Annotated in this window: 25 protein-coding genes; 13 read left to right on the forward strand and 12 right to left on the reverse strand. The window is 72.7% G+C overall.

Features of this window, described 5'->3' with window-relative positions:
- The first annotated feature begins 53 nt into the window (after nucleotides 1-53).
- Complete coding sequence (locus AB0F15_RS30700; protein WP_360277780.1) at nucleotides 54-659, forward strand: LuxR C-terminal-related transcriptional regulator; 606 nt, start codon at nucleotides 54-56, stop codon at nucleotides 657-659.
- Nucleotides 660-770: 111 nt separating this feature from the next.
- On the opposite strand, the gene AB0F15_RS30705 is transcribed toward AB0F15_RS30700, so the two are convergent.
- Nucleotides 771-2,423, reverse strand: coding sequence for a glycoside hydrolase family 13 protein (locus tag AB0F15_RS30705; RefSeq protein WP_360277782.1), 1,653 nt, complete (start codon nucleotides 2,421-2,423; stop codon nucleotides 771-773).
- A 320-nt stretch (nucleotides 2,424-2,743) separates the two neighbouring features.
- Here AB0F15_RS30705 and AB0F15_RS30710 point away from each other — a divergent pair, with 320 nt between their 5' ends.
- Nucleotides 2,744-3,013, forward strand: coding sequence for a hypothetical protein (locus AB0F15_RS30710; protein ID WP_360277785.1), 270 nt, complete (start codon nucleotides 2,744-2,746; stop codon nucleotides 3,011-3,013).
- A gap of 44 nt (nucleotides 3,014-3,057) precedes the next feature.
- Nucleotides 3,058-3,339, forward strand: a complete 282-nt coding sequence (locus AB0F15_RS30715) for a hypothetical protein (protein WP_360277788.1) — start codon at nucleotides 3,058-3,060, stop codon at nucleotides 3,337-3,339.
- A 67-nt stretch (nucleotides 3,340-3,406) separates the two neighbouring features.
- Here the strand turns inward: AB0F15_RS30715 and AB0F15_RS30720 are convergent, their stop codons facing one another.
- The 3 genes from AB0F15_RS30720 to AB0F15_RS30730 all read right to left on the reverse strand — a co-directional run bounded on the left by AB0F15_RS30720 (nucleotide 3,407) and on the right by AB0F15_RS30730 (nucleotide 4,681).
- The gene (locus AB0F15_RS30720; protein ID WP_360277791.1) at nucleotides 3,407-3,688 is read right to left on the reverse strand and encodes a hypothetical protein; all 282 of its coding nucleotides are present in this window, start codon (nucleotides 3,686-3,688) and stop codon (nucleotides 3,407-3,409) included.
- 83 nt (nucleotides 3,689-3,771) lie between these two features.
- Nucleotides 3,772-4,119, reverse strand: a complete 348-nt coding sequence (locus AB0F15_RS30725) for a hypothetical protein (protein WP_360277794.1) — start codon at nucleotides 4,117-4,119, stop codon at nucleotides 3,772-3,774.
- Nucleotides 4,120-4,204: 85 nt separating this feature from the next.
- On the reverse strand, nucleotides 4,205-4,681 hold the full coding sequence (locus tag AB0F15_RS30730) for a winged helix-turn-helix domain-containing protein (RefSeq protein ID WP_360277796.1): 477 nt from the start codon (nucleotides 4,679-4,681) through the stop codon (nucleotides 4,205-4,207).
- Between the two features lie 206 nt (nucleotides 4,682-4,887).
- Between AB0F15_RS30730 and AB0F15_RS30735 the strand changes: the two genes are divergently transcribed.
- The gene (locus tag AB0F15_RS30735) at nucleotides 4,888-5,988 is read left to right on the forward strand and encodes a helix-turn-helix domain-containing protein (protein WP_360277799.1); all 1,101 of its coding nucleotides are present in this window, start codon (nucleotides 4,888-4,890) and stop codon (nucleotides 5,986-5,988) included.
- A 68-nt stretch (nucleotides 5,989-6,056) separates the two neighbouring features.
- Here AB0F15_RS30735 and sbnB read toward each other — a convergent pair whose 3' ends face one another.
- On the reverse strand, nucleotides 6,057-7,091 hold the full coding sequence (sbnB, locus tag AB0F15_RS30740) for a 2,3-diaminopropionate biosynthesis protein SbnB (protein WP_360277801.1): 1,035 nt from the start codon (nucleotides 7,089-7,091) through the stop codon (nucleotides 6,057-6,059).
- A gap of 82 nt (nucleotides 7,092-7,173) precedes the next feature.
- Nucleotides 7,174-8,274 carry a helix-turn-helix domain-containing protein gene (locus AB0F15_RS30745; protein ID WP_360277804.1) on the reverse strand — a complete coding sequence of 367 codons (1,101 nt, stop codon included), beginning with the start codon at nucleotides 8,272-8,274 and terminating at the stop codon, nucleotides 7,174-7,176.
- A gap of 265 nt (nucleotides 8,275-8,539) precedes the next feature.
- Between AB0F15_RS30745 and AB0F15_RS30750 the strand changes: the two genes are divergently transcribed.
- Entirely contained in the window at nucleotides 8,540-9,421 is an 882-nt protein-coding gene (locus tag AB0F15_RS30750) for an aldo/keto reductase (RefSeq protein ID WP_360277807.1), read from the forward strand.
- A 26-nt stretch (nucleotides 9,422-9,447) separates the two neighbouring features.
- Nucleotides 9,448-10,926, forward strand: a complete 1,479-nt coding sequence (locus AB0F15_RS30755) for an FGGY family carbohydrate kinase (RefSeq protein ID WP_360277810.1) — start codon at nucleotides 9,448-9,450, stop codon at nucleotides 10,924-10,926.
- Here the strand turns inward: AB0F15_RS30755 and AB0F15_RS30760 are convergent.
- Nucleotides 10,889-12,355, reverse strand: coding sequence for a HAMP domain-containing sensor histidine kinase (locus AB0F15_RS30760; protein ID WP_360277813.1), 1,467 nt, complete (start codon nucleotides 12,353-12,355; stop codon nucleotides 10,889-10,891). The two genes, AB0F15_RS30755 and AB0F15_RS30760, sit on opposite strands and share 38 nt — an antisense overlap.
- Nucleotides 12,356-12,651: 296 nt before the next feature.
- On the opposite strand from AB0F15_RS30760, the gene AB0F15_RS30765 reads away from it, so the two are divergent.
- Nucleotides 12,652-12,924 (forward strand): hypothetical protein, encoded by a 273-nt coding sequence (locus AB0F15_RS30765; RefSeq protein WP_360277816.1) that lies wholly within the window; start codon nucleotides 12,652-12,654, stop codon nucleotides 12,922-12,924.
- Nucleotides 12,925-12,978: 54 nt separating this feature from the next.
- Entirely contained in the window at nucleotides 12,979-13,242 is a 264-nt protein-coding gene (locus tag AB0F15_RS30770; RefSeq protein ID WP_360277819.1) for a hypothetical protein, read from the forward strand.
- Nucleotides 13,243-13,339: 97 nt separating this feature from the next.
- Here AB0F15_RS30770 and AB0F15_RS30775 read toward each other — a convergent pair whose 3' ends face one another.
- Together AB0F15_RS30775 and AB0F15_RS30780 are read right to left on the reverse strand one after the other, a co-directional pair.
- Nucleotides 13,340-14,023 (reverse strand): response regulator transcription factor, encoded by a 684-nt coding sequence (locus AB0F15_RS30775; RefSeq protein WP_360277822.1) that lies wholly within the window; start codon nucleotides 14,021-14,023, stop codon nucleotides 13,340-13,342.
- 252 nt (nucleotides 14,024-14,275) lie between these two features.
- Complete coding sequence (locus tag AB0F15_RS30780; protein WP_360277825.1) at nucleotides 14,276-15,448, reverse strand: helix-turn-helix domain-containing protein; 1,173 nt, start codon at nucleotides 15,446-15,448, stop codon at nucleotides 14,276-14,278.
- Between the two features lie 520 nt (nucleotides 15,449-15,968).
- Between AB0F15_RS30780 and AB0F15_RS30785 the strand changes: the two genes are divergently transcribed.
- The 3 genes from AB0F15_RS30785 to AB0F15_RS30795 all read left to right on the forward strand — a co-directional run bounded on the left by AB0F15_RS30785 (nucleotide 15,969) and on the right by AB0F15_RS30795 (nucleotide 18,873).
- On the forward strand, nucleotides 15,969-17,102 hold the full coding sequence (locus tag AB0F15_RS30785) for a helix-turn-helix domain-containing protein (protein ID WP_360277828.1): 1,134 nt from the start codon (nucleotides 15,969-15,971) through the stop codon (nucleotides 17,100-17,102).
- A gap of 10 nt (nucleotides 17,103-17,112) precedes the next feature.
- Entirely contained in the window at nucleotides 17,113-18,534 is a 1,422-nt protein-coding gene (locus tag AB0F15_RS30790; protein WP_360277831.1) for a HAMP domain-containing sensor histidine kinase, read from the forward strand.
- 189 nt (nucleotides 18,535-18,723) lie between these two features.
- A complete protein-coding gene (locus AB0F15_RS30795) occupies nucleotides 18,724-18,873 on the forward strand; it encodes a hypothetical protein (RefSeq protein WP_360277833.1) in 150 nt (49 codons plus the stop codon).
- Nucleotides 18,874-18,969: 96 nt separating this feature from the next.
- On the opposite strand, the gene AB0F15_RS30800 is transcribed toward AB0F15_RS30795, so the two are convergent.
- Entirely contained in the window at nucleotides 18,970-19,275 is a 306-nt protein-coding gene (locus tag AB0F15_RS30800; RefSeq protein WP_360277836.1) for a hypothetical protein, read from the reverse strand.
- Between the two features lie 245 nt (nucleotides 19,276-19,520).
- Here AB0F15_RS30800 and sbnA point away from each other — a divergent pair, with 245 nt between their 5' ends.
- Nucleotides 19,521-20,462 (forward strand): 2,3-diaminopropionate biosynthesis protein SbnA, encoded by a 942-nt coding sequence (gene sbnA / locus AB0F15_RS30805; protein WP_360277839.1) that lies wholly within the window; start codon nucleotides 19,521-19,523, stop codon nucleotides 20,460-20,462.
- Nucleotides 20,463-20,517: 55 nt separating this feature from the next.
- Here sbnA and AB0F15_RS30810 read toward each other — a convergent pair whose 3' ends face one another.
- Nucleotides 20,518-21,786: a pitrilysin family protein gene (locus AB0F15_RS30810; RefSeq protein ID WP_360277842.1), complete on the reverse strand. Its 1,269-nt coding sequence runs from the start codon at nucleotides 21,784-21,786 to the stop codon at nucleotides 20,518-20,520.
- The gene (locus AB0F15_RS30815) at nucleotides 21,783-23,090 is read right to left on the reverse strand and encodes a pitrilysin family protein (RefSeq protein WP_360277845.1); all 1,308 of its coding nucleotides are present in this window, start codon (nucleotides 23,088-23,090) and stop codon (nucleotides 21,783-21,785) included. Before AB0F15_RS30815 ends, AB0F15_RS30810 begins: the two co-directional genes overlap by 4 nt.
- 187 nt (nucleotides 23,091-23,277) lie before the next feature.
- On the opposite strand from AB0F15_RS30815, the gene AB0F15_RS30820 reads away from it, so the two are divergent.
- Entirely contained in the window at nucleotides 23,278-24,138 is an 861-nt protein-coding gene (locus AB0F15_RS30820) for a hypothetical protein (RefSeq protein WP_360277848.1), read from the forward strand.
- Nucleotides 24,139-24,144: the final 6 nt, after the last annotated feature.

Here is a 24,144-nt window from a genome sequence, read left to right on the forward strand (position 1 = left end):
ACCGCTCCGGCGGGTTGAATGCTCCGCATCCGAGCACTACGGGGTGGGTGAACATGGGTGAACCGGAACCGAGGACCTGGTACGTCGCGTGCATTGACGAGAACTTCCGCGTGCTGACGGCCGAAGACGGGTTCTGCGACCTGTTCGGCGCTTCCGCGTTCGAGCTGCGGCACCGGGCGATCTTCGACTTCCTGCACCCGGACTTCGCCGAAGGGCCGCGCTGCGCGCTGACCGCGCTCGCCACCGGCGCCCGGCTCGAAGCGACCGACCGGCTGGTGCTCCCCGGCCCGGGCGGGACGGCGGTCGCCGCCGAGCTGACCGCGCTGGCGCTGGCGGGTTCCCGGCGGATCGTGGTGGCCGTCCGGCGGGCGGCGGGCGGCCCGCAGCGGGCCCGGCAGCCACTGGTGACCCCGCTGGAAGCCCTGGTCCTGGAGGGGCTGGCGGCCGGCGTCCCGACGACCGAGCTGGCCCAGCGGGCCCACCTGAGCCGCCAGGGCGTGGAGTACCACGTCGGCGCGCTGGTCCGTCGGTTCGCCGTGCCCAACCGCACCGCGCTGGTGGCCAAGGCCCACGCGGCCGGCCTGTACACCGCGCACGCCTGGCCACCACGCGTGGACCCGCGGCTGCTGGACGGACCCCGCACAGCCGTCGGCTCCTGACCCGGAATCGGGTGGGTCGCGGAGAGCGGGTTTCCGCAGGGCAGGACCCGGCGGCAGGACGCGGGCGCTCAGGGCGCGGGCGCTCACGCCCTGGCGGCCGCGCCTTGGCTCTCACGACCCGGCGGTCGAGAACCAGCCCGCGGAGTCGCCGGGCAGCTCGCCCTCGAAGCCCGCGCTGCCGAGCACCGCCTCGCCCCAGTCTGCGGGCGGTGTGAACGGCGCGCTCCCGGTGTTGACCACGCACACCAGCTCGCCGCGCCGGAAAGCGAGTACGGCGTCGTCGCCGGTGGTGAGCCAGTCCAGCGGGCCCGGTTCGCCGAGACGGAGCTCCCGCCGCGTCCGGATGGCTCGGCGGTAGAGGTGCAGCGTCGACGTGTCGTCCTTCTCCTGGACGTCGGCGGCGTACCGGGCGAACCACTCCGGCTGCGGCAGCCACGGCACCCCCGTGCCGAACCCGAAAGCCGGGGCGTCCGCGATCCACGGCAACGGGACCCGGCAGCCGTCGCGGCCCTTCTCGCGCCCGCCGGTGCGGTGGAACACCGGGTCCTCGCGGGCTTCGTCGGGGAGGTCGAGGACCTCGGGCAGGCCGAGTTCTTCGCCCTGGTAGAGGAAAACCGAGCCGGGCAGGGCCAGCAGCAGGAGCAGCGCCGCGCGGGCCCGCCGTTCGCCGAGCTCGGGGTCGACGTCGCCGCGGGGGCGCATCAGGGCGGCGAAAGCGTCGTTGCTTTCGGTGGCGGCCTCGGGGCGGACGATGCCGTAGCGGGTGACGGCCCGGTGCACGTCGTGGTTGGCCAGCGTCCACGCGGCCGGGGCGCCGTGCACGGCTGTCCGGGCCGTGGCGCGCCCGACGGCCGCGCGCAGGGCCCGCGCGTCCCACGGCTGGACGAGCAGGTCGAACGAGAAGGCCTGGTGCAGCTCGTCCGGGCGCAGGTAGCGGTCGAGGTCGGCCGGGTCCGGGACCCAGACCTCGCCGACGAGCAGGAGGTCGCGTTCCGGGCCGTAGCCGGCGGCGAGCGCGTGCCAGCGGCGGAAGATCCCGTGGACCTCCGGCTGGTTCCAGCTGTGGGCGTTGTAGCCGCCGCCGGCCGGGTCCCAGTCGCGCAGGGCCGCGTCCTTGATCAGCCCGTGGCAGACGTCGATGCGGAACCCGTCGACGCCGCGGTCGAACCAGAACCGCAGGACGTCGTCGAAGAAGGCGACGACGTCGGCGTTGCGCCAGTCGAAGTCCGGCTGCTCGCGGGTGAACAGGTGCAGGTACCACTGCCCGGGCGTGCCGTCGGGCTCGGTGACCCGGGTCCAGGCGGGCCCGCCGAAGACCGACTGCCAGTTGTTGGGCGGCTCCTCACCCCGGCCGTCACGGAAGACGAACCGCGCGCGCTCGGGGGAGCCGGGGCCGGCGGCCAGGGCCGCGGTGAACCAGGGGTGCCGCTCCGAGCAGTGGTTGGGGACGAGGTCCATGAGGATCCGGAGCCCGCGGGCGTGCGCCTCGGCGACCAGGCGGTCGAACGTCTCGAGGCTGCCGTACTCGGGGTTGACGGCGCGGTAGTCGGCGATGTCGTAGCCGTGGTCCGCCTGCGGTGAGGGGTAGCAGGGGTTGAGCCAGATCGCGTCGGCGCCGAGCCCGGCGATGTGGCCGAGCCGCCGGATCACCCCGTCGAGATCACCCACGCCGTCACCGTCGCTGTCGGCGAATGAGCGGACGTACAGCTGGTACACCACGGCGTCGTCCCAGAACGAGCGGCGGCGGGAGGGAGTACGGGACACCCCGGGATCTTCGCACGCGCGTCCGTGAGCACACGCGTGAGCTTTTCCCGCGAGCTGCGCGTGGTGCCCGGCGGGGGCGCGAGGGGACAATACGCGGTTGCCTCCTCACCCCCGGCTCGCTGGAGAACCCCCCGCCCGGACGCGGCCACCCGGTCCACCTCCGAATTACCGGGGCATCGTCCCGTGCGCCGCGTTTCGCCCCGGTGAAACGGCGTGCCTTCTCCGTCAATCGGTGGATGACTGCCCGGGAATGCGCCGCTTATCGTGACGGCAGCCACGCACTGACGCGAGGCCGCCGGCCTGGAGCAGAGGAGATTCGAATGGAATTGGTCGAGGCAGCGCAGAATCTGGTTGCGCCCGGGATGGAGCTTTCCTTCGGTGTACTGGCGGCGGAGCCGACCGCGTGCACGTGGGCGGTCGCGGCGGCCACCGCGGTCGGGCTCGCGGCCGGTGCCGGGGTCGGCTGGCTCAACTGCCACTACCACGGCTGCGTGCAGGAAGTGGACGACCTCGAAGTCCCGGCCGGACCGGCGGGGCTGCCCGTCGGCGAATTGCTCGGGATGCGCGACGAAGCCGCCCGCCGGCACTGAAACCGTCCCTCTTCCCCATCTCGACGCCACTCACGGAGGAATCAATGAGCAGCATTTCGCCCGACCGGTTCACCGAATCGCTCGAACCGCTGGAATTCGGTGCCGGCGACATTTCCATCGCCTGCACCCCGGCCGCGATCGACCTCGCCGCGGTCGGCTTCGCGGCAGCCGGCTTCGGCTACTTCGCGGCCAAGGCCTACTACCACAACCGCAACGGCGGCTACGACGAGCGGGAAGGCCTGCTCGACGGCGGCGCCGCGCGGCACCAGGCGCTGTCCGCTTCGGAACTGCTTTCGGTGCGGGCGGACGAACTCACCAAGAGCTGAACCGGATCCGGCGGCAGGGCGGGCGTACGGCCGACCGTACGCCCGCCCTGCCGTGTGCCCGGAGACGTCACCCCGCGATCCGCGACGGCAGAACGGCGAGCGTGCGCCGGCCCTCTTCGGTCACCGCGGCGGGAACCAGGTCGCCGGCAGCGCCCGGCCGGCCCGGCGAAATCAGGCCGAGCCGGCAAAGGAGACGAGCGGTGGCCTGGTCGCAGCAGGGGAGGCCGTCGACGTAGAGGTCGGGCTCGCAGCTGAGCGACAGCTCGGCACGGCCCGCGTCGACGGCTCTGAGCATGTTCACGGCGCGCCGGGTGAGCGGCCCGCACGCCGGGCCGGTGTCCTGGTTCATGGTCGTTCCCGATTGTCTTCAGGCGGTGGGAAAACGAAAGCGGGGCCCGCGGAAACTCCGCGGACCCCGCCCGGCCTGCCGGGTCAGCCGAGGACGGTGATCGCGTCGGCCTTGATCAGGCCGAGCAGCGTGGTCAGGGCCGAGGTGACGACCTGGACCTTCGCGTCCTTCTCGATGGTGCCGACGACCTTGGTCAGCTCGTCCCGCGCCACCACGATCTTGCGGTTGACGCGGTCGAGGACGATGGTGACGTACTTGCCGTCGACCGAGATCACCGTGCCGGTCAGGGTCACACTGCCGATGCCCGGCACGGTGATGCCGGCCGGTGCCACCTGCGTGGCGGCACCCGCGGTGCCGGCCGCGCCGAGCAGTCCGGCGCACACCAGCGCGGTCGCGGCGACACCGGTCGTGATCTTCGTCAGAGTGCGCATGTTCATTTCCACTCGGCCTTCCGGTCGTTCGGATTTCGAGCGAGCCGCCTCTCGGTTTCGCTCGTGAACCGAAGATTAGGGCGATTCACCGATGCGCTGTATCCGCGCTTTCCGAAGAGCGGATCCTGAATTTCTCCTTGCCGTGCGGAGGAACCACCGGCGGAGCGGTGCGGCCGGAGAGCTGGTACCCGGCACCGTGCGCGGTGCGGATCAGCACGCGGTGGCGGTCACCGAGTTTCCGGCGCAGCCGGGCGACGTAGAACTGCACCTTCCGGCCGTTGCGGCCCGGGCCGCCGAGTGCGTGTTCGAGAAGCCGGTTGGAGCTGACGCGGTTCGGGTTGAGCATGAGCATCCGCAGCAACCGGAACTCGGTCGGGGTCAGGTGGACGATTTCCCCCCGATGCCGCACCTGGCTCGTCCGCAGGTTCATTTCGAGCCCTTGGACACGCAGGACCGGCTCGCGCGAGGGAGTGCGCTCGATGACGTCGGTCATGATTCCTTGAATGGGTCGGGGAGATTTGTCGACGCGCAGAATGTTGCCGAAAACGGCGGTCGCGGACAAGGGGGCGCCGACTGCGCATTCCGCTGAATTCCGGTTCGGCGTGAGCGGAGGCGTGACCGTCCTGACCAGCGGGTTCTCTGGTATGTCCGGTTCGCCGCGGTTGTTGAGGGATTCCCCTGCAAGCGTTGCTTCGCCACGATCCCGGTCGATACGCTCACGCTGGGTGACGACTTCGAAATGCGACGTCGAGACGGGTGGGAATGCCGATGACCGTACTGGACGACCGGCCGAACAGCCGGACGCGACCCCAAGGCGGCCGGGTGGGCGACGGCCTCGCGGTGCCGCCGGACGAGCTGCTCGCCGACGTCACGCCGGCCGCGGCCCGGCCCGCAGCCGCGGCGCTGCTGCACGAAGTCACCGGCGTCTACCGCCGTGTCCTCGCCGAGGGCGCCTCGATCACGCCGGCCCAGCGGGCCCGCATCCGGGTCGCCGGGCAGGCCTTCACCGCCGCCGGTGGGGCCGCCGACGCTGCCGCCGACCTGCTCGGGCGGTTCGCGGCCCGGGTGATCGGCGCCGTCGCGGTGGACCGGCCGAATCGGGTGGCCCCGGTCGTCCACGCCGCCCACCTGCTGGTCCGCGATCTGCTCACGGCGACCGGGGAACCGGCCGCGGCCGTCCCGGCCCGGGAGGCGCGCTGCGCCCTCGTCCAGCGCCTGGTCCGCGGCGAACCCCTTGCCCCGGACGAACTGGCCGGCCTCGAGGACGACTACGTCGTGGTCGTGGCCCGGTTCCCGCAGCCGGTCCCGCACGACCGGCTGGCCGCGCTGCTCGACGAGCACCACGACGACGGGATGCTCGGCGCCCCGATCGGCGACGGCGCCGTCGTGCTCGTTCCCGGTCGCCTCGAGCGGCGGATCGCGCCGCTGCTCGACGCGCTGGCGAGCCGGTCCGGTCAGGCGCCGTGGACCGCGGTGGTGCCCGCCGCCCGCGCCGCACTGGCCACCGGCTGCCAGGAGGCGAAGGACGTCCTGGCGCTGGCCGTGGCCACCGCCCGGCCCCCCGGCCGGTACTGCCTCGACGACGTCCTGCTGGAGTACGCGGTGGTGCGCGACCCGGTGACCTCGGCCCGGCTGCGGACGGTGATCAGTCCCCTGGCGGGCAACGAAGTCCTGCGCGGCACGCTCGAAGCGCTGATCCGCACCGACTTCAACCGGACCGTCGCCGCCCGGGAGCTGTTCATCCACCGCTCCACTTTGGACTACCGGATCCGGCGCATCGAAGAGATCACCGGGCAGAACCCGCTCACCGGCCGCGGTGCCCACATGCTCACGGCGGCGATGGCCGTGCAGGCGGTCGCCGGTTCCTGAGCCGGTTCCGCGTGGCGGGCCCACGGCGCAGGTCGTGACGGCGGCGCACTCGCCGGACCCGGAGACCGTCAGCCGTAGCGGGTCACGTCGGCGAAGAAACCGGGGACCGCCGTCAGTGCCTCGTCGGCGGCGAGCCGGTCGTGGACGTGCCGTCCCACGGCCAGGTCGAGGACGCCCAGCCCGAACGGCGAGAACACCAGCGGTCGGTCGGGGGGCAGGTCCACGGTGCCCGTCATGACGTCGAACAGCGTGCCGTGCGCGAACTCGCGGTGACCCACCCGCTGCTCGGCCAGGTGCACGGAGGTGCCGGCCTTCATGCAGTGCTCGACGTCGTCGACGATGTTGGTCGAGGCGAGCACGATCTCCGGCGCGAGGTCGCGCAGGGAAACGTGCAGCACCACCGGGTTGTGGGCGAACCACGACGGATCCGTCACGTGCGGAACGCCCGCCACGGTGGCGAACACGACGAGGTCCGACGCCTTGACGAGCGCCTCGGCGCTCTCGTGCCGGACGACCTCGGCCGCTGTTCCGGTGCGGCCGAGGTACCCCGCGAAGCCGTCGACGGACGTCGCCGTGCGGTCGTGCAGCCCGATTTCGCCGAATTCCCAGCCGTTCGCGGCCAGGTAGGTGTGGATGTACCGCGCGATCAGCCCGGTGCCGAAGAACCCGATCCGCGTCGGTCGTCCCCGGTCCCGGGTCAGCCAGTCGGCGGCCAGCGCGGCCGACGCCGCGGTGCGGGACGCGCTGATGACCGAAGCTTCCATGACCGCGAACGGGTAGCCGGTGAGCCGGTCGTTGAGGATCAGCACGGCGGACGCGCGCGGGATGCCGGCCTCGACGTTCTCCGGGAAGCTGGCGATCCACTTGAGACCGTCCACTCCGGACTCGTCGCCGAGGGACGCGGGCAGCGCGATGATGCGGGCGGTGGGCCGGTCCGGGAACTGCAGGAAGTACGACGGCGGGTTCACCGTGTCGCCGGCGCCGTGCGTGCGGTACGCCCGCTCGACGACGGCGGTGACCGCCCGCTCGTCCCCGTCGAGCACCCGGTGCACCTCGGTGCCGGTGATGACGGTGAACGGCGGGATCGGGCGCGTTCCGGGCAAGGTCGGTCCTTTCTGACGCGGCGGGCTCGGACGGAGGCGCCGGCCGAGGCCGCCCAGGCGACGGCCGTCCGGTCCCGGGGGCTCAGGCGGCGGAGCGGCGGAGCTCGGCGAGGCGGTGCATGGCCGAAGCGGTGGCCAGCAGGCGGAGCCCGCGGACCGTGCAAGGGGAGTGCCCGGTGAGCTGGCCGATGCGCTGCAGCCGGTAGTCGACCGTGCTGCGGTGCACGATCAGCCGTTCCGCGGCCCGGCCGCGGTTGCCGTCCTCGGCCAGCAGGACCTGCAGCGTCTCCCACAGCACCGGCTGGGCCAGCAGCGGCTGGATCACCTTCAGCAGGGCGTTGGAGACGACGGGCTCGTGCGCGGCGGCGAACTCGAGCAGCACGTCGTCGAGGACGTGCACGGCGGGCGCGAACTCCAGCGACGTCGCCTCGGCGAGGATGTCGTCGGCCACCGAGCGGCACGCGGACACGCTGCGGGCGCCGGGCCAGACCAGGGCGGCCCGCGCGGACCCGCCGAGGGCGTCCAGCACCTTCCCGGTGCGCCGGACGGCGTCCGCCTTGTCCCGGGCGGCCAGCAGGACGTGCCCGCCGCCGTCGACGAGCAGGGTCAGGGTCTCTTCGCCCGCGTGGGTGCGGAACGCCTCGTCCACCACGGCCGGGTCCAGCTCGGCGGTCGCCACCGCGACGACGGCGTAGGTCCGGTCCGCCGCCGGGGCCAGCGCGCCGCTCAGGAGCAGTTCGGCCCGGCGGCGCCGCGTCGGTTCCTCGTGGTCCGGCGCTGTCGCACCGGCCTCGGCGAAGCCGCGGGTCAGCTCGACCAGGATCCGGTTGCCGAGCTCGCTGATCCGCTGGGCCGCGAGGCAGCGGGTGCCGGTGTCGCGCAGGTCCGGCCGGTTCAGCGCCTTGTCCACCAGGTCGGCGGCGAGCTTCTGCACCGCGTCCAGCAGCCGTTCGAGGCCGCGCCCGGACTCCGCCCACGCGTGGCCGACCCGGCGCGCCGACAGCACGTCGAGGACGAAGCCGTCCGACAGCACGTCCGAAAACAGCGGGAGCACGTGCCGCACCACGGTCTTGCGGGGTGTCTGCACGTCCGCCGCGGCGGACGGGGGTGCCGCGGGCCGAACCCGCATCGGGGACTGTCCCGGGATTTCCGGGGACATCGTCGTGGTACTCGTGGGAATCATCCGGCCTCATCCTTGTCGTCTCGGTCAGTAACACAACCGGTCCGGTCCGGTCATCGATATGCCTGACCCGGTGACATCTTCACCGGATCGGGTCGGTAAGTAGCTCAGAGTTTCCTCAGATTCGGGTTTTCCCTCGTCGAGGTCCGCGGCGCGCGGGACGCGCAATCCGGTTCCGCGTTGTGCGGATGTCGCGGCCGGGACGACCGTGAAAAGCTCGGCCCGGCACGGGAAAAGCTCGTCGTGCTCACCGGATTGGACGGTTGCCGTGATCTGCCTCGGAACCATGAACTTCGGGACGACGGTCGATCGCGACGCGGCCTTCCGGCTCCTGGACGTCTTCACCGAGCGGGGCGGACGGGCCGTCGACACGGCGAACTGCTACTCGAGCTGGGACGGTACCGGCGACGAGAGCGAGCTCGTCATCGGCGCGTGGCTCCGGGAACGGGGCGCGCGGGACCGGATCCGCCTCGCCACCAAGGTCGGGGGCCGTCCCGTGCCCGGCGGTGCGCTGATGGACTGTGAGGGTCTGGCACCCGGGACGATCCGGTCCGCCGTCGAAGACAGCCTGCGCCGATTGGCCGTCGACCACGTCGACGTCTGCTTTGCCCACCTGATGGACCCGGCCGTCCCGCTGGAGGACACGCTCGGGGCGTTCGAGCAGCAGGTCGAGGCCGGCAAGATCCGGGAGATCGGGCTGAGCAACCAGGATCTCGAACCCGTGCGGCAGGCCGGCACCCGGATCGCCTGGCTCCAGCAGCGCCACAGCTACCTGCAGCCGTTCCCGGGCGCGCCCTTCGGTCCGCAACGGGTGTTGACCCCGGAACTGGCGGAGTACGTCCGCGACACCCCCGGCCTGCAGGTGCAGGGGTATTCACCGCTGCTTTCCGGCGCCTACACCCGCTCCGACCGCACGTTCTGGCCGCACTACGACCACCCGGGCGCCCCGCCGCGGCTCACCGCTCTCGGCAAGGTGGCGGCCGAGCTCGGCGAGCCGGAAAACCGGGTGGTGCTGGCGTGGATGCTCGCCGGCACCCCGGCCGTCGAGCCGGTGATCGGGGTGAGCTCCGAAGCCCAGCTCGTGGACTGCCTCGCCGCCACCGGGCTGGTGCTGGGCGACGAGCACCTGCGCTGCCTCGAAGCCGCTTGAACGGGGGCACCTTGGACGGGGGCGCGATGACGGGCGGGGACGTGGTGCTGGGGATCGAGATCGGGACGGCGGTGGTCACGGTCGCCGTCCTCGGCGAGGACCTGACCCTGCGCGAGATCGTCGAATGGCCGCTGCCGCGGACCACGCCGCACCCGGTCGATCCGGTGCAGGATCCCTGGCTGGTGCTCGAGACGCTGTCCTCGGCGGTCCGCGAGGCGGCCGGGATCTGCGAGGTCTTCGGCAACTCCGTGCGCGGGCTGGCCCTCACTTCCGGCTTGCCCACCCTGCTCGCCCTGGACGGCGGGCGCCTGCCGCTCACGCCGGTGCTCACCGCCACCGACGGCCGTTCGGTCGCCACCACCCGGCGGCTCGTCGCCGAACAGGGTGCCGCCCTGCACCGGCTGACCGGGGTGCCGCTGACCCCGGCGTCCCCGGTGGCCAAGCTGGCCTGGTTCGCCGGGCACGACCCCGGGCTGTTCCGGCGCGCGGCGCAGTGGACCGGGCTGAAGGGATTCCTGCTGTCCCGGCTGACCGGGCAGCTGGTGACCGACGTTTCGACGTCGTCGGCCGCCGGCTGGGTGGAGTCGGCCACCTTGGACTGGGCGCAGCCGGCGCTCGACGTCGCCGGCGTCCGCCGCGGTCAGCTGCCGGACCTGGTCGACCCCACTGCGGTGCTGCGGCTGACGGCCGCGGCGGGCGAGCTGCTCGGCCTGCCCGGCGGGACCCCGGTGGTCGTCGGTGCCTCCGGGGCGGCCACCGCGCAACTGGGCGTCGGGGCGATGTCCCGTGGGTGCGCGGCCCTGTCGATGGAGGCTTCGGCGGACCTGTGCGTGCTGGAGGACCGGGCCGTGGCACCGCGGTCGGACCTGGTGTCGTGCCATTCGTTCGCCGACGGGCTGTGGATTTCCCGCGGGACGTTCAGCAACGGGGACGCGATCGCCCGCTGGGCGGCGGAGTCGTTCGGCGGTGTCGACATCGATGTCCTGCTCGCCGAGGCGGCGCTGGTGCCGATCGGCGCGGACGGGCTGATCGGGATCCCGCAGCCCGCGGCCGACGCGGCTTCGTGGGCCAACCCGGACTTCCACGCCGCACTGGTCGGGCTGCGGGTCGAGCACGGCAGGGCGGCGATGACCCGGGCGATGGCCGAAGGCGTCGCGCGGGAACTGGCCACCGTGCGCGACGCGCTCAGGCCCGGGACCGACACCATCACGCTGGTGCGCGCCAGCGGGTCGGCCCTGCGGTCCCCGTTGTGGGGAGCGCTCCTGGCGGCCGCCCTCGACGTGCCGCTGGAAGTGGTCGGCGCGGGTGAAGCACCGGCCCTCGGCGCGGGGCTGATGGCCTGGCGCGGCCTGGGCCTGCTGGGGTGCCTCCGCGACCGGCCCGACGTCCGGTTGCCCGCGCGGCGCGTGCTGCCGGACCCGGTGGCGACCGCCCACTTCGCCGCCACCCGGCGGCTGGGCGAGCAGCTCACCCGGCTGCTGACCCAGCTTCGGACGGCCTCGTGAGCCCGGTGGGCGGCCGCAGCGCCGGGAGGACGGGCAGTTCGGGTGGCACCACCATGGCGGGCAACCGGACCCGGACCCAGCAGCCGCGATCGGTGGGCAGCACCTGGATGGTGCCGCCGTGGTGGTGCACCAGTTCGGCGACGATGCTCAGGCCGAGCCCACTGCCGGTGGAGCTGCCCGGGTTCGCGCGGAAGAACCGCTCGAAGACGCGCTCCCGCAGCTCCGGCTCGATGCCGGGGCCGTCGTCGATGATGTCGAGCATGTGCTCCGCGCCCGTGGTGGACAGCCACACCTCGGCCTTGGTGCCCGGCGGCGTGTGCGCCCGGATGTTGGCGAGCAGGTTGGTCACCGTCTGGCGCAGCCGGAAGGCGTCCCCGACGACCAGGTACGTCCGGTGCGGGTCGATGTTGTGCCGGAGCTGCCATTCCGGGGCCGCCGCCTGGGCGTCGTGCACCGCGTCGATGCACAGCGGGCCGAGGTCGACCGGTTCCGCTTCGGACGGACGGCCCCGGTCGAGTTCGGCGAGCAGCAGCAGTTCGTCGATCAGTGCCGTCATCCGCTTCGTTTCGCCGCGGACCCGGCGCATGGCGGCGTGGAACTCCGCCGGCTCGTCGAGTGCGCCGAGCTGGGCCAGCTGGGCGTAGCCGGAAATCGCCGACAGCGGCGTGCGCAGCTCGTGCCCCGCCGAGGCGACGAACCGGCGCAGGCGGTCTTCGGCCCGCTGCCGGCGGCTGAACGAGTCCTGCAGCCGGGACACCATGGTGTTGAACGACCGGGTGAGGCTGTAGGTTTCGTACGTCGAGTCGTCGACTTCGGCGCGCTGGGACAGGTCGCCCCCGGCGATCGAGCCGGCGGTGCCGACCACGGATTCCAGCGGCCGCAGCCAGCGCTTGCTCGCCTGCAGGAGGACGAGGGCGAGCACGGTCAGCACGACGAGCACGATCAGGCACTCCGCGAAGACGATCCGGCGGGCGATCTGGTCGTAGTCCTCCGTGGACACCGCGCCCACGACGTAGTCGCCGTTCGGCCTCGCTTCGGCCATACCGAGGAAGGTCGAGCCGGGCAGCGTCACGATCGAGCGGTCCGCGGCCATGGACTTCAGCAGCGCCACGGGCGGGGTCGGCACCTTCGCCGGCTTCGAACCCCAGTACTGTTCGAGCTGCCCGGACGACGTGACGATCAGGGCCGCGCATTCGCCGCGCTGCACCGGGTTCGACGCCAGTTTGCGGGCTTCGGGCGGGATCGCCAGATACGCGGACAGGTCGGTCAGGTAGTCGACGGCCTGCCGTTGCAGGCGGGACCGCATGAACGCGTTGACGCCGACGATGGTCACCGCCAGTGCCGCCACCAGGCCGATCGAAGTCACGGCCAGCACCGCCACCACGAGCTTGGTGCGCAGCGACCTCGGTGGCCGCTCGGAAGTCGTCACGGCGGGCCCTTCCACGTCCTGATCGGGAACGTGTCCAGTGTAGACGGTCACCCGATCGAGCGATCCACTCCGCGGTTCGCGGATCTTCTTCCGCGGAAGGCCGGCCGCGGCGGGGTGGTTCATCGTTTCGCGAATTCAGGCCACCGGTTGTTCGGAAGCCCGGCCCGGTGAATAGGCATTCCGGTGGATGTGGCCGTCTTCCCGGTGGGATAGCTTCGTTCTGCCGGGCCGTCGACCGGTTCGGTTCCTTCCCCGGAAACACAATTCTCCGTTTCGAGACATCAAAGGTGAATCACATGACCCAGATCGAGTCCTTCGCCAACGCCGGCGACTCGCTTCGGCCGCTGGAGATGGTGGACCAGGCGACCCCGGTGTCCTGCTTCTGGCGCGTGGCCGCCGGCGCGTTCGTGGGCCTGACTTGCAACTACGCCTTCGAGAAGGGCATCGACTACGTCAAGAACCACGTTGGCGGCGGGCACTTCACCCCCGGCGGCGTCCTCGGCGACGGGGAGGGGCTCGGCCAGGCGTCGAGCGACGAACTGCTGGGCCTGCTCGACGCGCGCTTCTGAGCGCGTAGCCGTGAACCAACTGAAGCCCATTTGCCGAGGAATAGGGAGAACGCAATGAATTCGGTCGAATCCTTCGTCAACGTCGGTGGCCCGATCCAGCCGCTGGAACTGGTGACCGACGCCGCGCCGGTGTCGTGCTTCTGGGCGGCCTTCAACGGAGCCGGTGCCGCCTACCTCGCCAACTTGGCCATCCAGAAGGGCGTCGACTGGTACCAGGCGCACCACGGTGGCGGCCACTTCGCCACCGACGGCTTCGCGTTCGAGGGCGCGTCCGAGATGTCGGCCGCGGACCTGCTGGCGCTGCGTGGCGGGCACTGACCGGTGCCCGCGGGGACGGACGGGCCCGGTTCGCGCCGGGCCCGTCTTCGTTCTTCGCCGGGTGGCCGGGTGCCCGGGTCCTCCGGGGCTCACGGCCTCAGGCGCAGACCTGGTAGCCGAAATTGCGGACCGTGCGGATCAGGTCCGGGCCCAGCTTCCGCCGCAGGTAGTACACGTACGTTTCGACCACGCCGAAATCGCCGTGGAAGTCGTGGCCCCACACCGCCGACAGGATCTCGGCCTTCGAGACCGCCTTGCCGGGGTGGGTCATCAGGTGGCACAGCAGGTCGAACTCCGTGGCCGAGAGCCGCACCGGAGTCCCGTCCTTCCACGCTTCGCGGGAGGCGCGGTCGAGTTCGAGCCTGCCGACCTGCACCCGGGCCCCGGCCGGGGCGGGCTGCGCGCCCCGGCGCAGCAGGACCTCCACCCGGGCGACGAGCTCCTTGACGTCGAACGGCTTGGCGACGTAGTCGTCCCCGCCGAGGGTCAGCCCGTGGACCTTGTCGTCGGTGGACTGGCGGGCGCTGAGGAACATGACCGGGGCCGTGATGTCGGCGGCGCGCAGCCGCCGGTAGACCTCGAACCCGTCGAAGTCCGGCAGCATCACGTCGAGCAGCACGACGTCGGGCGCCGCGGCGGCGGCTGCCCGCAGCGCCTCCTTGCCGGTGCCGGCGGTGACGACGTCGAAGCCGAGGAACTGGAACGTGGTGAACAGGATGGCGGCGATGCTCACCTCGTCATCGGTCACCAGCAAACGGCCGCGCGGCGATTCGGGAGTCACCGCTGCATTAGACCATCCGCTCACCGGTCGCACCCCTTTCGGCAAAAGCCGTGGCCACCCTGCGTAAATCTTTTGTTCATCTTCTGTTCACGTTGTGCCCGAAGCGCGGGAACGGTCCGGTTTCTGGTCGGCCGACAGAAACGGTGAGTAACATGAATAGTGCTCAGAATTGGGCGCTGAGCTGGTCTTCACTCTTTCGAGGAGTCCGGTCCGCGCGCCGACGGGGAATTGTGTCCGCGAAGTGCGGGCGCATCACTCAAGGGGGTGAGTACGGCGCGCGGCGGCGGGTTCGGCGGGGCGGCGCGGCCGTCCGGACTGTTCGGCCCAGGCGCGCGCGGTCAGTGCCGCGCTGAGGACGTTGATCCCGCGGACGCTGCCGGGGTGCAGCCCGGTCAGCTGCTCGATGCGCTGGATGCGGTAGTCGAGGGTGCTGCGGTGGATGATGAGCCGCTCCGCTGCCTGGCTGCGGTTGCCGTCGGTCGCGACCAGCACCTTGAGCGTCTCGAGCAGTGCGGGGTACTGCAGGAGCGGCTCGATGATCCGGACCAGGTTGTCGCTGACCGACGGCTCGCGGGCGACGGCGAACTCGACGAGCAGGTCGGCCAGCAGGTAGACGCCGGGTTCGTGATCGGCGGCGAGGGCCAGCGAGAGCACCTTGCCCGCTTCCTGCCGCCCCCACGCGATTTCGCCCCGCGGACGCCACGAAGCGGCCATCCACACCCGGCCGGGCAGCTCGGCGTGCGCCTGCCGGGCCAGCTGCGCGGCACGGGCCTCGTCGCCGGCCGGCAGCAGCACGAAGCCGCCCACCGGGCCCAGCGCGGTCAGCGCGCCGTCCCCGGCCACCTGCTCGAACGCGCCGGCCAGCCGGGCCGTGTCGAGCGGCTCCGCGCAGTGCACGGCCACCACGGCGTAGGCGGGGGCGAGGTCGTAGTCGTCGTCCCCGTCTGGGCGGATCCCCCGCAGCAGCTCCTGCGTGCGCTGCGCCCGGCCCTTGGCGAGCGAGCCGCGGTGCTTGCGGGTGCTGGTGTGGTGCGCCCCGGCGAGGAGCTCGGAGACCAGCCTGCTGCCGACCGCCGACACGGCCCGCGGCGACGCGGCAGGCTGCCCCGGCTCGCCGGACATCACGACGTGCAGGACCCGGGAGGTCAGTTCGCTGACCACCCCCACGATCGGGGTGACGTCGTCGGTGGCCTCGGCGATCTCGGCGATCGACGCGCGGATCCGCGCGGTCGTCTCGGCCGGCCAGAGGTCGTCGCCGCGGGCGGCCGACGCGATGAGGGGGATGACGGCCCGCAGCAGCGAGTGCAGCGCCGTCTCCAGCGGTTCCGGCACGTCACGCAGGATCGGCGCGACGTCCGTCCAGAGGCGCGCGGCGAGATCGGCCGTGGTGGCGAGGCCCGGTTCGGGGCGCAGGGTTGTGGTCACGAGAGGACCCCCGGGTTCTGACCTGTGCATTCGCGGATGAGGGTGCCGAATCTAGCGGGGCGACGATGCGGTGGGTAATCAGAGCCATCGGGAAAGGTTTCAGCGATTCGCGTAAACCCCGTGGTCGGGTGCGAAATACCGGTGCTTTCGGGCAGGAAGTGTGCCCGGATTCACTGGCCGGATACCGGTGGTCAATTCAAGCATTCCGCGGCGGGTGCGGTCCAGGATCCGGGCCGCGGTTGTCCGCCGATTGTCCGGTGGGCGAGCCTTGGTCTCGGCCTTTGGGACATTTCCGGCGCGGCCGGGCGGGTGACCGCGTTTCTCGGAGCGCCTTCCGGACAACGCGGCGTGGCGGGCGGCCCCGTTGCGGCAGACGGGTGTCGGCCGCGGCACATTTCCGGTCCGGCCCCGGGCTTCGCCGAAGAATGTTCCGGTGTCCGCGCAGTGAACGGCCGGTGTCGGGGTCGATAACGTGGTGACGATTTCGATGAGCCGGCCAAGGTGGAGAAAGGCGTCAGCGATGACCAGCACGTCGATCCGGGCGGAGGCGGCGTTCGCGTCCGGAGGACCGTCGTGGGGGCGGACGGCCGTCCCGGCCGTGACCGGGCTCCCGGCCGGACTGCGAGCCGAAGTGGCCGCCGTGATCGAGGAACAGCCGCGGGAGGCGCGAGCGGTCGTGCGGCGGATCCTCGGCGTCACGATCGCCGCCCTCGCCTCGGGCGACCACCGGGCGTGGACGTCGGCCCGCGAGGCCGAGGAGACGGCTCGTGCCGGCAGCGCGCTGGCCGCGGCGGGCGCCCGGCCGGATTCCCTGCTCGTCCTCATCGGCAGGCTGACCGCCTGGGCCGTCGAACGCGCGGCCGGCCCGCAGCCCGGGTCCGAGGGCAAGCTGAAGGACGTCGTCCGCGTCGGGCACGCCGTGACCCGCGGGCTGGCCGGTGGATTCCACCGCCACGCCCGGTCGCGGACGGCGTCGCCGCTCTCCGGCGAACAGCTCGCGGCGGCCTTGCTGGCCGGGCAGCGCCTGCCGGACGCGGCGGCCTGCTACCAGGTGCTCGCCGTGCTGGGTGGGCCCGGCGGGCTCGACCGGCTGCCGCCGCTCGGCGGGGTGGCGGTGACGCGGGGGAGCGTGGGCTACCTGCTCGTGCCGGACGCCGGTCCCGGCCACGGCCCGGAGCTGGCGGCGCGGCTGCGGGAAGCCCTTCCCGCGGCGGCCTGGGTGGCGCCGCACTGGGCGCGGGCCGCCGAGGTCCCCGCGTCCGCGGCGGCCGCCGCGGACGTCGTGGCGCTGGCGGTGGCCTCGGACGCGCCCGCCGGCGTGCACCGGCTGGAGGACTTCGCGGTCGAATACGCCGCGATGCGGCACGCCTCGGTCGAGAGGGAGATGCGGCGGCTGATCGAGCCGGTGTTCGCCGGTCCCGGGCTCGCCGAGACGCTGCGCGCGTTCCTGCGCGCCGACGGCAACCGCACGCGCGCGGCCGAGGCCCTGATCGTGCACCGCAGCACCCTCGACTACCGGCTGAAGCGGATCGCGCAGCTGACCGGGTACGACCCGGTGAAGCCGGCGGGCATGCAGGTGCTGGCCGTCGCGATGACGACGTCGCGGGCGGCGGCGGTCCGGGCGCGGTTCGCCGCCGTCGCGGGCCCGCGGTGACCGGTCCGGCATGACCGGGCGGTCCGGCCGCCCGTGGTCGCTCCGCCGCCGCCTGGTGTGCACCGGCGGGCTGGTGGCGCTGGTGACCGTGCTCGCGATGAACGTCCTCGCCGTCGGCGGGCTCGTGGTGTACCAGCAGATCCGCAACCGCGAGCTCATCGACGCGAACCGGGCGTACCAGCTCGCCCGGCTCGCCACCGGGCGCACCGGCGCGCCGGGGACCTGCGCGGGCGCCACCGACGAGGACGGTGTCGTGCTGGTGCTCCACGCCGACGGTGCGGTGGCCGACCGGATCGGCGTCCGCTCCGCCGGGTTCGAGGTGCCCGGCCCGGCGGCGTTGCGCGAGGCCGCGGCCGACGGGGAGTACCGGTTCTTCGGCTGGTTCTACGGCGTCGTCGACGACACCGGCGACGGCCGGTTCGTCATCACGGCCCGGGCGCTGGACGCCCAGATCGCGGTCGCGGCGCGGCTGGCGGGCGCGATGCTCGCGCTGGACGTCGTGGTGTGCGTGCTGGCGGTGACCGCGGCCGCGTCCCTGTTCCGGCGGACGCTGCGGCCGCTGGAGCGCTTCGCCGGGACCGCGGCCCGCATCACGGCGGGCGAACCGGGCGGCCGGGTCGACCTCACCGGCGTGCCCGCGGAGGTGCGTCAGCTCGGGGTCGCGATGAACCGGATGCTCGGCAGGCTCGAAGGGTCGTTCGCGCGGCTGTCCGAAACCGACGATCGGCTGCGGCGCTTCGTCTCCGATGCCGGCCACGAACTCCGGACCCCGCTGACGGTGATCATCGGGTACGCCCAGCTGCTGCGGCTGGGCGTGCTGGCCGACCGCGACGCGCGCGAACACGCGATGGTGGAGGTCGAGCGGGAAGCGCGGCGGCTGACCGCGCTGGCCGATCACCTCCTGCTGCTCGCGCGGATCGACGAGGGCCGCCCGGACAGCCCCGGGCCGATCGAGCTGGACGCGCTGTGCCGCGAGGTGGTCGAGGCGAGCCGGGTGGCTCACCCCGAGCACCCGGTGAGCTACCGCTGCGACGGTCCGGCGCCGGTGGTGTCGGGCGACGAGCCGTGGCTGCGTGAGGCGTTGTCGTGCCTGCTGGCCAACGTCGGCACGCACACGCCGGCCGGCACTCGCTCGGCGGTCGTGCTGCGCACCGACGGGACGGACGCCGTGCTCGACGTCGTCGACGAGGGGCCGGGCATCGGCGAGGAGGACCGCCTGCGCGTCTTCGAGCGGTTCTTCCGCTGCGACGAGGCGCGCAAGCGCCCGCCGGACCGGCGCGGCACCGGGCTGGGGCTGAGCATCGTGCAGTCCGTGGTCACCGCCTGCGCGGGGACGGTTTCGGTCCGGCCGAGCGAGCGCGGCACGTGGATCCGGGTCCGGCTGCCGTCGGTTCAGCCGAACGCGGGGAGCCGTCCGCGGACTGCTCCGTGACGGGCACGGGCACGGGCATCGGCGTGGGCACACGCATCGGGGCAGGGCACCGCGGATCGCCGCGCGTGGCTCCGGCGGTTCCGGATGGGGTGCGGAGTGCCGGGTGCCGTGGTTGATCGGAGCGCCGGTGCCGCAGTGGGGTGCACGGCCGGCGCCGGTGGTTCCTTGATCGGGGCACCGGCGGTGCCCGTGATTCGGAAATCCTTCCCGGCGCCGGGGGAACATGAACCTCCCGGGCGGCCGTTCCGGTCGCGCGCGGTGGTGCTGACGGTCGTGCTGTGGGCCGCGGAAGTCGTCGGGCAGGCGCTGCTCGAGGCGGAGTCGTTCCGCCGCCCGTGATGGAAGGGGCGGCCCTCGTGATCTGAGGGGCGCCGAAGGGCCACCCGGGGGAGGGAATCCACCGGGCGGCCCCTGGCTCGCTCGCCGGCGGACGGGTCAGCAGTGCGCCGTGCGCGCCGCGATCAGGTCGGTGACCGCCACGCTGCCGGACGGGGCACAGGCCACGCCGCTGTCGGCCACCGAGTTGCCGCCGAAGCCGCGGACCAGGTCGACCGCACGCTCGGCCCAGTGGGCCGCGGCGTGGTGCAGGCCGGCCATGCGGGCGAGCTGGGCGGTCAGTTCCGCACCCTCGACGGTGGTGGCACAGCTCGTCGGCTGCGTGCTGCGGAACAGGCCGAGCGGCTCCAGCGCGCCACCGTCGGCGGGCACCTGCTGGACGGCGGCGGTCTCGATAACAGTCATCACGGAAGGAATTCCTTTGCGGTCACGGAACAATGCCCCTCGAAGGTAACCGGCGGAACGGCCGTCCCGGCCGATCCGGAAGCCCTTTCCCCGGCAGGCGGAGGCCGCTTTCGTCCCCTGAGGAGGGATCTCCACCAGACGGCCCGGCCGGGACACCGCCGGCCGGGAGCGTCCCCTCGTTTCCCGGAAGCTACCCCGGCATCCTGCGGATTACGGTCGTCCCCCGCGCGTGACACTGTGCCCAGGTGACCGTTATCCGTTATCCGGCGGACTTCAACAGCGGTGATGTCTACGTCGACCTGCGGGCGAGCGTGGGCATCCCGTTGTTCCTCAAGTGCGAAGGGTTCAACTTCGCCCGGTCGATCAAGCTGAAGGCGGCGACCGAAATGGTCGTGGGCGCCGAAGAACGCGGGGTGCTGCGGCCGGGCATGACGATCGTGGAGTCCTCCTCGGGCAACCTCGGGGTGGCGCTGAGCATGCTCGCGGCGAGCCGCGGCTATCGCTTCATCTGCGTCACCGACGTGCGGTGCACGGTGTCGAGCCGCCGGATGATGGAGGCGCTCGGCGCGCAGGTGCACCTGGTCACCGAACCCAAGGCGGACGGCGGCTTCCTCGCCGCGCGCATCGACCACGTCCGTGAGCTGTGCGCGGGTGATCCGGACATCCTGTGGCTGAACCAGTACCGGAATCCGGACAACTGGGGCGCGCACTACCGCCGGACGGGCCCGGAGATCCTCGCCGCCTTCCCCGAGCTGGAGATCGTCTTCGTGGGGGCGGGCACGACCGGGACCCTGATGGGGTGCGCCCGCTACTTCCGGGACCAGGGGCGGGCCGTCACGGTCGTCGCGATCGACGTCGCCGGCTCGGTCACCTTCGGCGGCGACTCGGGGGTGCGGATGATCCCCGGCCTCGGCACCGGGGTCCGGCCCGAACAGCTGGACGAGTCCTGTGTGGACGACGTCGTCATCGTCGAGGAGCGCGAGACGGTCGCGATGTGCCGGGAGCTCGCTTCCCGCGGGTTCGTGTTCGGCGGTTCCACCGGGACGGTCGTCAGCGGCGCCCGCCGCTGGCTGGCCGAGCACCGGCCGGGCGCGGACGTCACCGCGGTGGCGATGGCTCCGGACTTCGGCTGCAGCTACCTGGACACGGTCTACAACGACGACTGGGTGCGCACGCTGCCCGAATGAGCCGCTACCGAGGACACGCTGCTTCGGCGCGGCCGGAAGCCGCGCCGAAGCAGCGTCACCAAGAGCTTGCCGGGTGGGCGCGCCGCTCGTCGCACAGCAGGACGGTGACCGCGTTTCCGGGAGCCAGGTACGTCCGCGCGGCCGCCGTCACCTCGTCCGGGGTCACCGCCGCGAGCCGGGCGTCGTGCCCGCCCAGCCACCCGACCGGCAGCCGGTGCAGGTCCAGCTCGCACAGCGTCGCGGCCAGGCCGGTCAGCGTCGCCAGCCGCAGCCGCAGCGTGCCGACCGAGTAGCGGCGGGCGCGGTCCAGCTCCTCCGGGGTCACCGGCCGGTCCGCCATCCCGGCCAGCTCGGCGGCGACCTCCTCGACCGCCGCGGCCGTGTTCGCGGTGATCACGTCGAGGGAGACGGTGGCCAGGTCGGCCTCGGCCACGTGCAGCAGGGCACTGCGCGGTGAATAGGAGAAACCCTTGTCCTCACGGATGTTCTGCACGAGCCGGGACGAGAAGTAGCCGCCGAACACCATCGCGGCCAGTGCCAGCGCGGGGTAGTCCGGGGCGTCGTAGCGGGGGATGGGCAGCGCCATCCGCAGCAGCGACTGCGGCACGCCCGGTTCGTCCACCACCGACCGGCCCGGCACCCACGGGCCGGGCCGGCGCATCGGGGTGGCCGGGCCCGGCCGCCACCCGCCCAGTGCGCGTTCCGCTTCGTCGAGCGCCGCTTCCGGGTCGAAGTCGCCGACCAGCACCAGGCAGGCGCCGGTCGGCAGGACGCGGGCGGCGTGCAGCGCGCGGACGGCGTCCCGCGTCGTCCGCGCGAAGTCGGCGGGCCGCGGTCCCGGGGCGCCGTACGGGTGGTCGCCGAACATCCGGGTGTTGAGCGCTTCGGCGACGTGGTGCGCCGGGCTCGCGAGGACGGCGATCGTGCTCTGGACGGCGCCGTCCACGGTGATCGCGAACTCCGCGGCCGGGTAGGCCGGGTCGGTGACGACTTCCCCCAGCAGCGTGAAGAACGCGGGCAGCTGGTCGGCGAGGACGCTCCCGGCGATCCGGAGCCGGTCCGCGTCGACCGCCGCGGACAACCCGCCGCCCATCGCCCGGGTGCGGTCCTGGGTGCCGGTGTCGTCGCACAGCCCACCCGCCAGCAGGACCGCCGCCGCGGCGTCGGCGTGCGCGAACGGCACGCTCAGGCACACCTCGGCCAGCGGAGTGCTCGTGCGCCGCGCCGCCAGCAGGCGCAGGCCGTTCGGCAGCGTGCGTTCGTGGACCGACGGCACGCGCAACGGGGCCGGGGCCGGGACGTCGAGCAGGTCGAAGGCGGTCATCGCGCGGCTCCCGGGTGCAGTTCGACGGTGGCCCGCCGCTCCGGGCGCAGGGCCGCCGCGGCGGCCCGGACGTCGGCGGCGGTCACGGCCCGGCTGAGCGGGCCGAGTTCGTTGAGCAGGCCCGCGCCGGGGTGCTGCAGCGCGAACACGGCGAGGTGGCGAGCCCGGCCGGCGAGCCCGTCGAGCATGCGGACGAGCTGCGCGCTGAGCGTCCGGGTCGCCGCGGTCAGCTCGGCCGGGCCCGGGCCGTCGAGGGCGAGCCGCTCGGTTTCCTCGTCGACGGCCTTGAGGATCGCGTCCGTGCCGGGGCCGCCCGGTACCGGGCTCGCCGTCAGGACGAGACACGTCGGGTCGCGCACGCCGAACACCTCGCCGGTGAGCCCGAGCGAACAGTCCACTGAGGACACCCAGCGGTCGCGCCGGACCAGCCGGCGGTGCAGCCGGCCGAGCGCGCTGTCGGAGAGCAGCAGGCACAGCACCAGGTGCGCCAGGCAGCCCCGCAGGTCGGCCGCGGGATCGGGCACCCGCCACGCCGACGCGAACACCGGCAGCGGCGCCAGCGGATCGACGAAGGAGTCCCGGCGCTCGGCCGTGAGGTCCGGTTCGGTGATGACCGGCCGCGGCGGCACCGGACGGGCGCCGATGTCCGAAAAGCAGCGTTCCGCGAGCTCGATCCCGCGGTCGGCGGAGACGTCGCCCGCCAGGCACAGGACGGCGTTCCCCGGCGCGTAGTACCGGTCGAAGAAGGCCCGCGCCTGATCCGTCGTCGCGGTCCGCAGCTCTTCGATCGCGCCGTAGCCGTTGTGCGCGTTTTCGAAGGTGTCGAACACCAGCGGAGCCAGCTGCAGCCACGGGAAACCGCCGTAGGGGCGGGACAGGATCGCGCCCGTGATCTCCTCGGCCACCACGGCGATCTGGTTGGCCAGGCTCGCTTCGGTGAGCGTCGGTGCCCGCATGCGGTCGGCCTCGAGGAACACCGCGTGCTCCACTCCGGACGCCGGGAGCACCTGGTAGTACTCGGTGTAGTCCAGGTGGGTCGTGCCGTTGAAGGCTCCGCCGCAGCTCTGGACGTAGTGCGCGTGCGCCCCCCTCGGCAGGTTCGCCGAGCCCTGGAACATCAGGTGCTCGAAGAGGTGCGCGAACCCGCTGAAGCCCCGGGGTTCCGACCGGCTGCCGACGTCGTAGACGGCCGTCACGGCGACGACCTCGGCGTCGTGGTCGGGCGCGACGAGCACCCGCAGCCCGTTCGGCAGGACGTGCGAGGTGATCCGGTAGCGCCGATCGGCGCGGGTGATCGAGTTCATGACCGTCGCCACGTTAGCCGTCCGCGACGGGCCCGGTCCCAAGCTCATCACTTCGGCGGATGCCGCTTCCGTTTTTGCCGGAAGCGCGCCGCCACCACATTGACGATGCCGATCAGGACGTGTGAAAACGGTTCCACCGCCGATGAAGGTCATCGGGCGGTGCGGACGAAACCACACGGAGCGACGCATGGCAGAGGCGGAAATCATCCCGGGCGGCGGGATGCTCGGCGTCGACAAGGCGCTGCGCGAAACCGAACTCCTCATTTCGGCGGGAATCATCCTCAGTTCGCTGGAATCGCTGGTGCGGCCGCAGGACGTCGAGGACGACGGCCTGATCAGCTGGCGGATCGGCCGGACCCGGTCGAAGCGGATGGCCAAGGGCGCCACGGGCAAGGTCTTCGACCGGATCTTCACCAGCCCGGGCATCCAGGTGCTGACGTCGCTGCGGCTGACCGCCTCCACCCTCGTCGCGCTGCCGGGCACCGACCGGCGGACCAAGGCGGCGGCGATGACGTTCCTCGCGGTCTCCAACGTGCTCATGCAGCTGCGCAGCAACTACGGCGCCGACGGGTCGGACCACGTCAACCTCGTCGTCTGCGCCGCGGTCGCGGCCAGCAAGTTCTTCCCGGACGACGAGAAGGCGCGCAAGGCCTGCACCGCCTTCATCGCCGGCCAGTCGGTGGTCTCCTACTTCGCGGCCGGGCTCGCCAAGGCCATTTCGCCCTACTGGCGCGACGGCAGCGCGATGCAGGGCATCTTCCGCACCAAGACCTACGGCCAGAAGCACGTCGGCGAACTGCTGAAGAAGTACCCGGTGCTGGCCCGGCTCGGCGGCTGGGGCGTGTGGGTGGGCGAAATGGCCTTCCCGCTCGCGCTGGTGGCACCGAAGCCGATCGCCGCCGGGCTGCTCGGCACCGGCGTGTCCTTCCACGCCGGCAACGCCGCCTTCATGGGTCTCAACCGGTTCCTGTGGGCGTTCAGCGCCACTTACCCGAGCGTGGTCCACCACTCCAAGCACTTGTCCAAGCGCCTGACCGCCGGACAGTAGGGATTC

It is taken from the genome of Amycolatopsis sp. NPDC026612, assembly GCF_040638285.1.
Taxonomy (GTDB): domain Bacteria; phylum Actinomycetota; class Actinomycetes; order Mycobacteriales; family Pseudonocardiaceae; genus Amycolatopsis.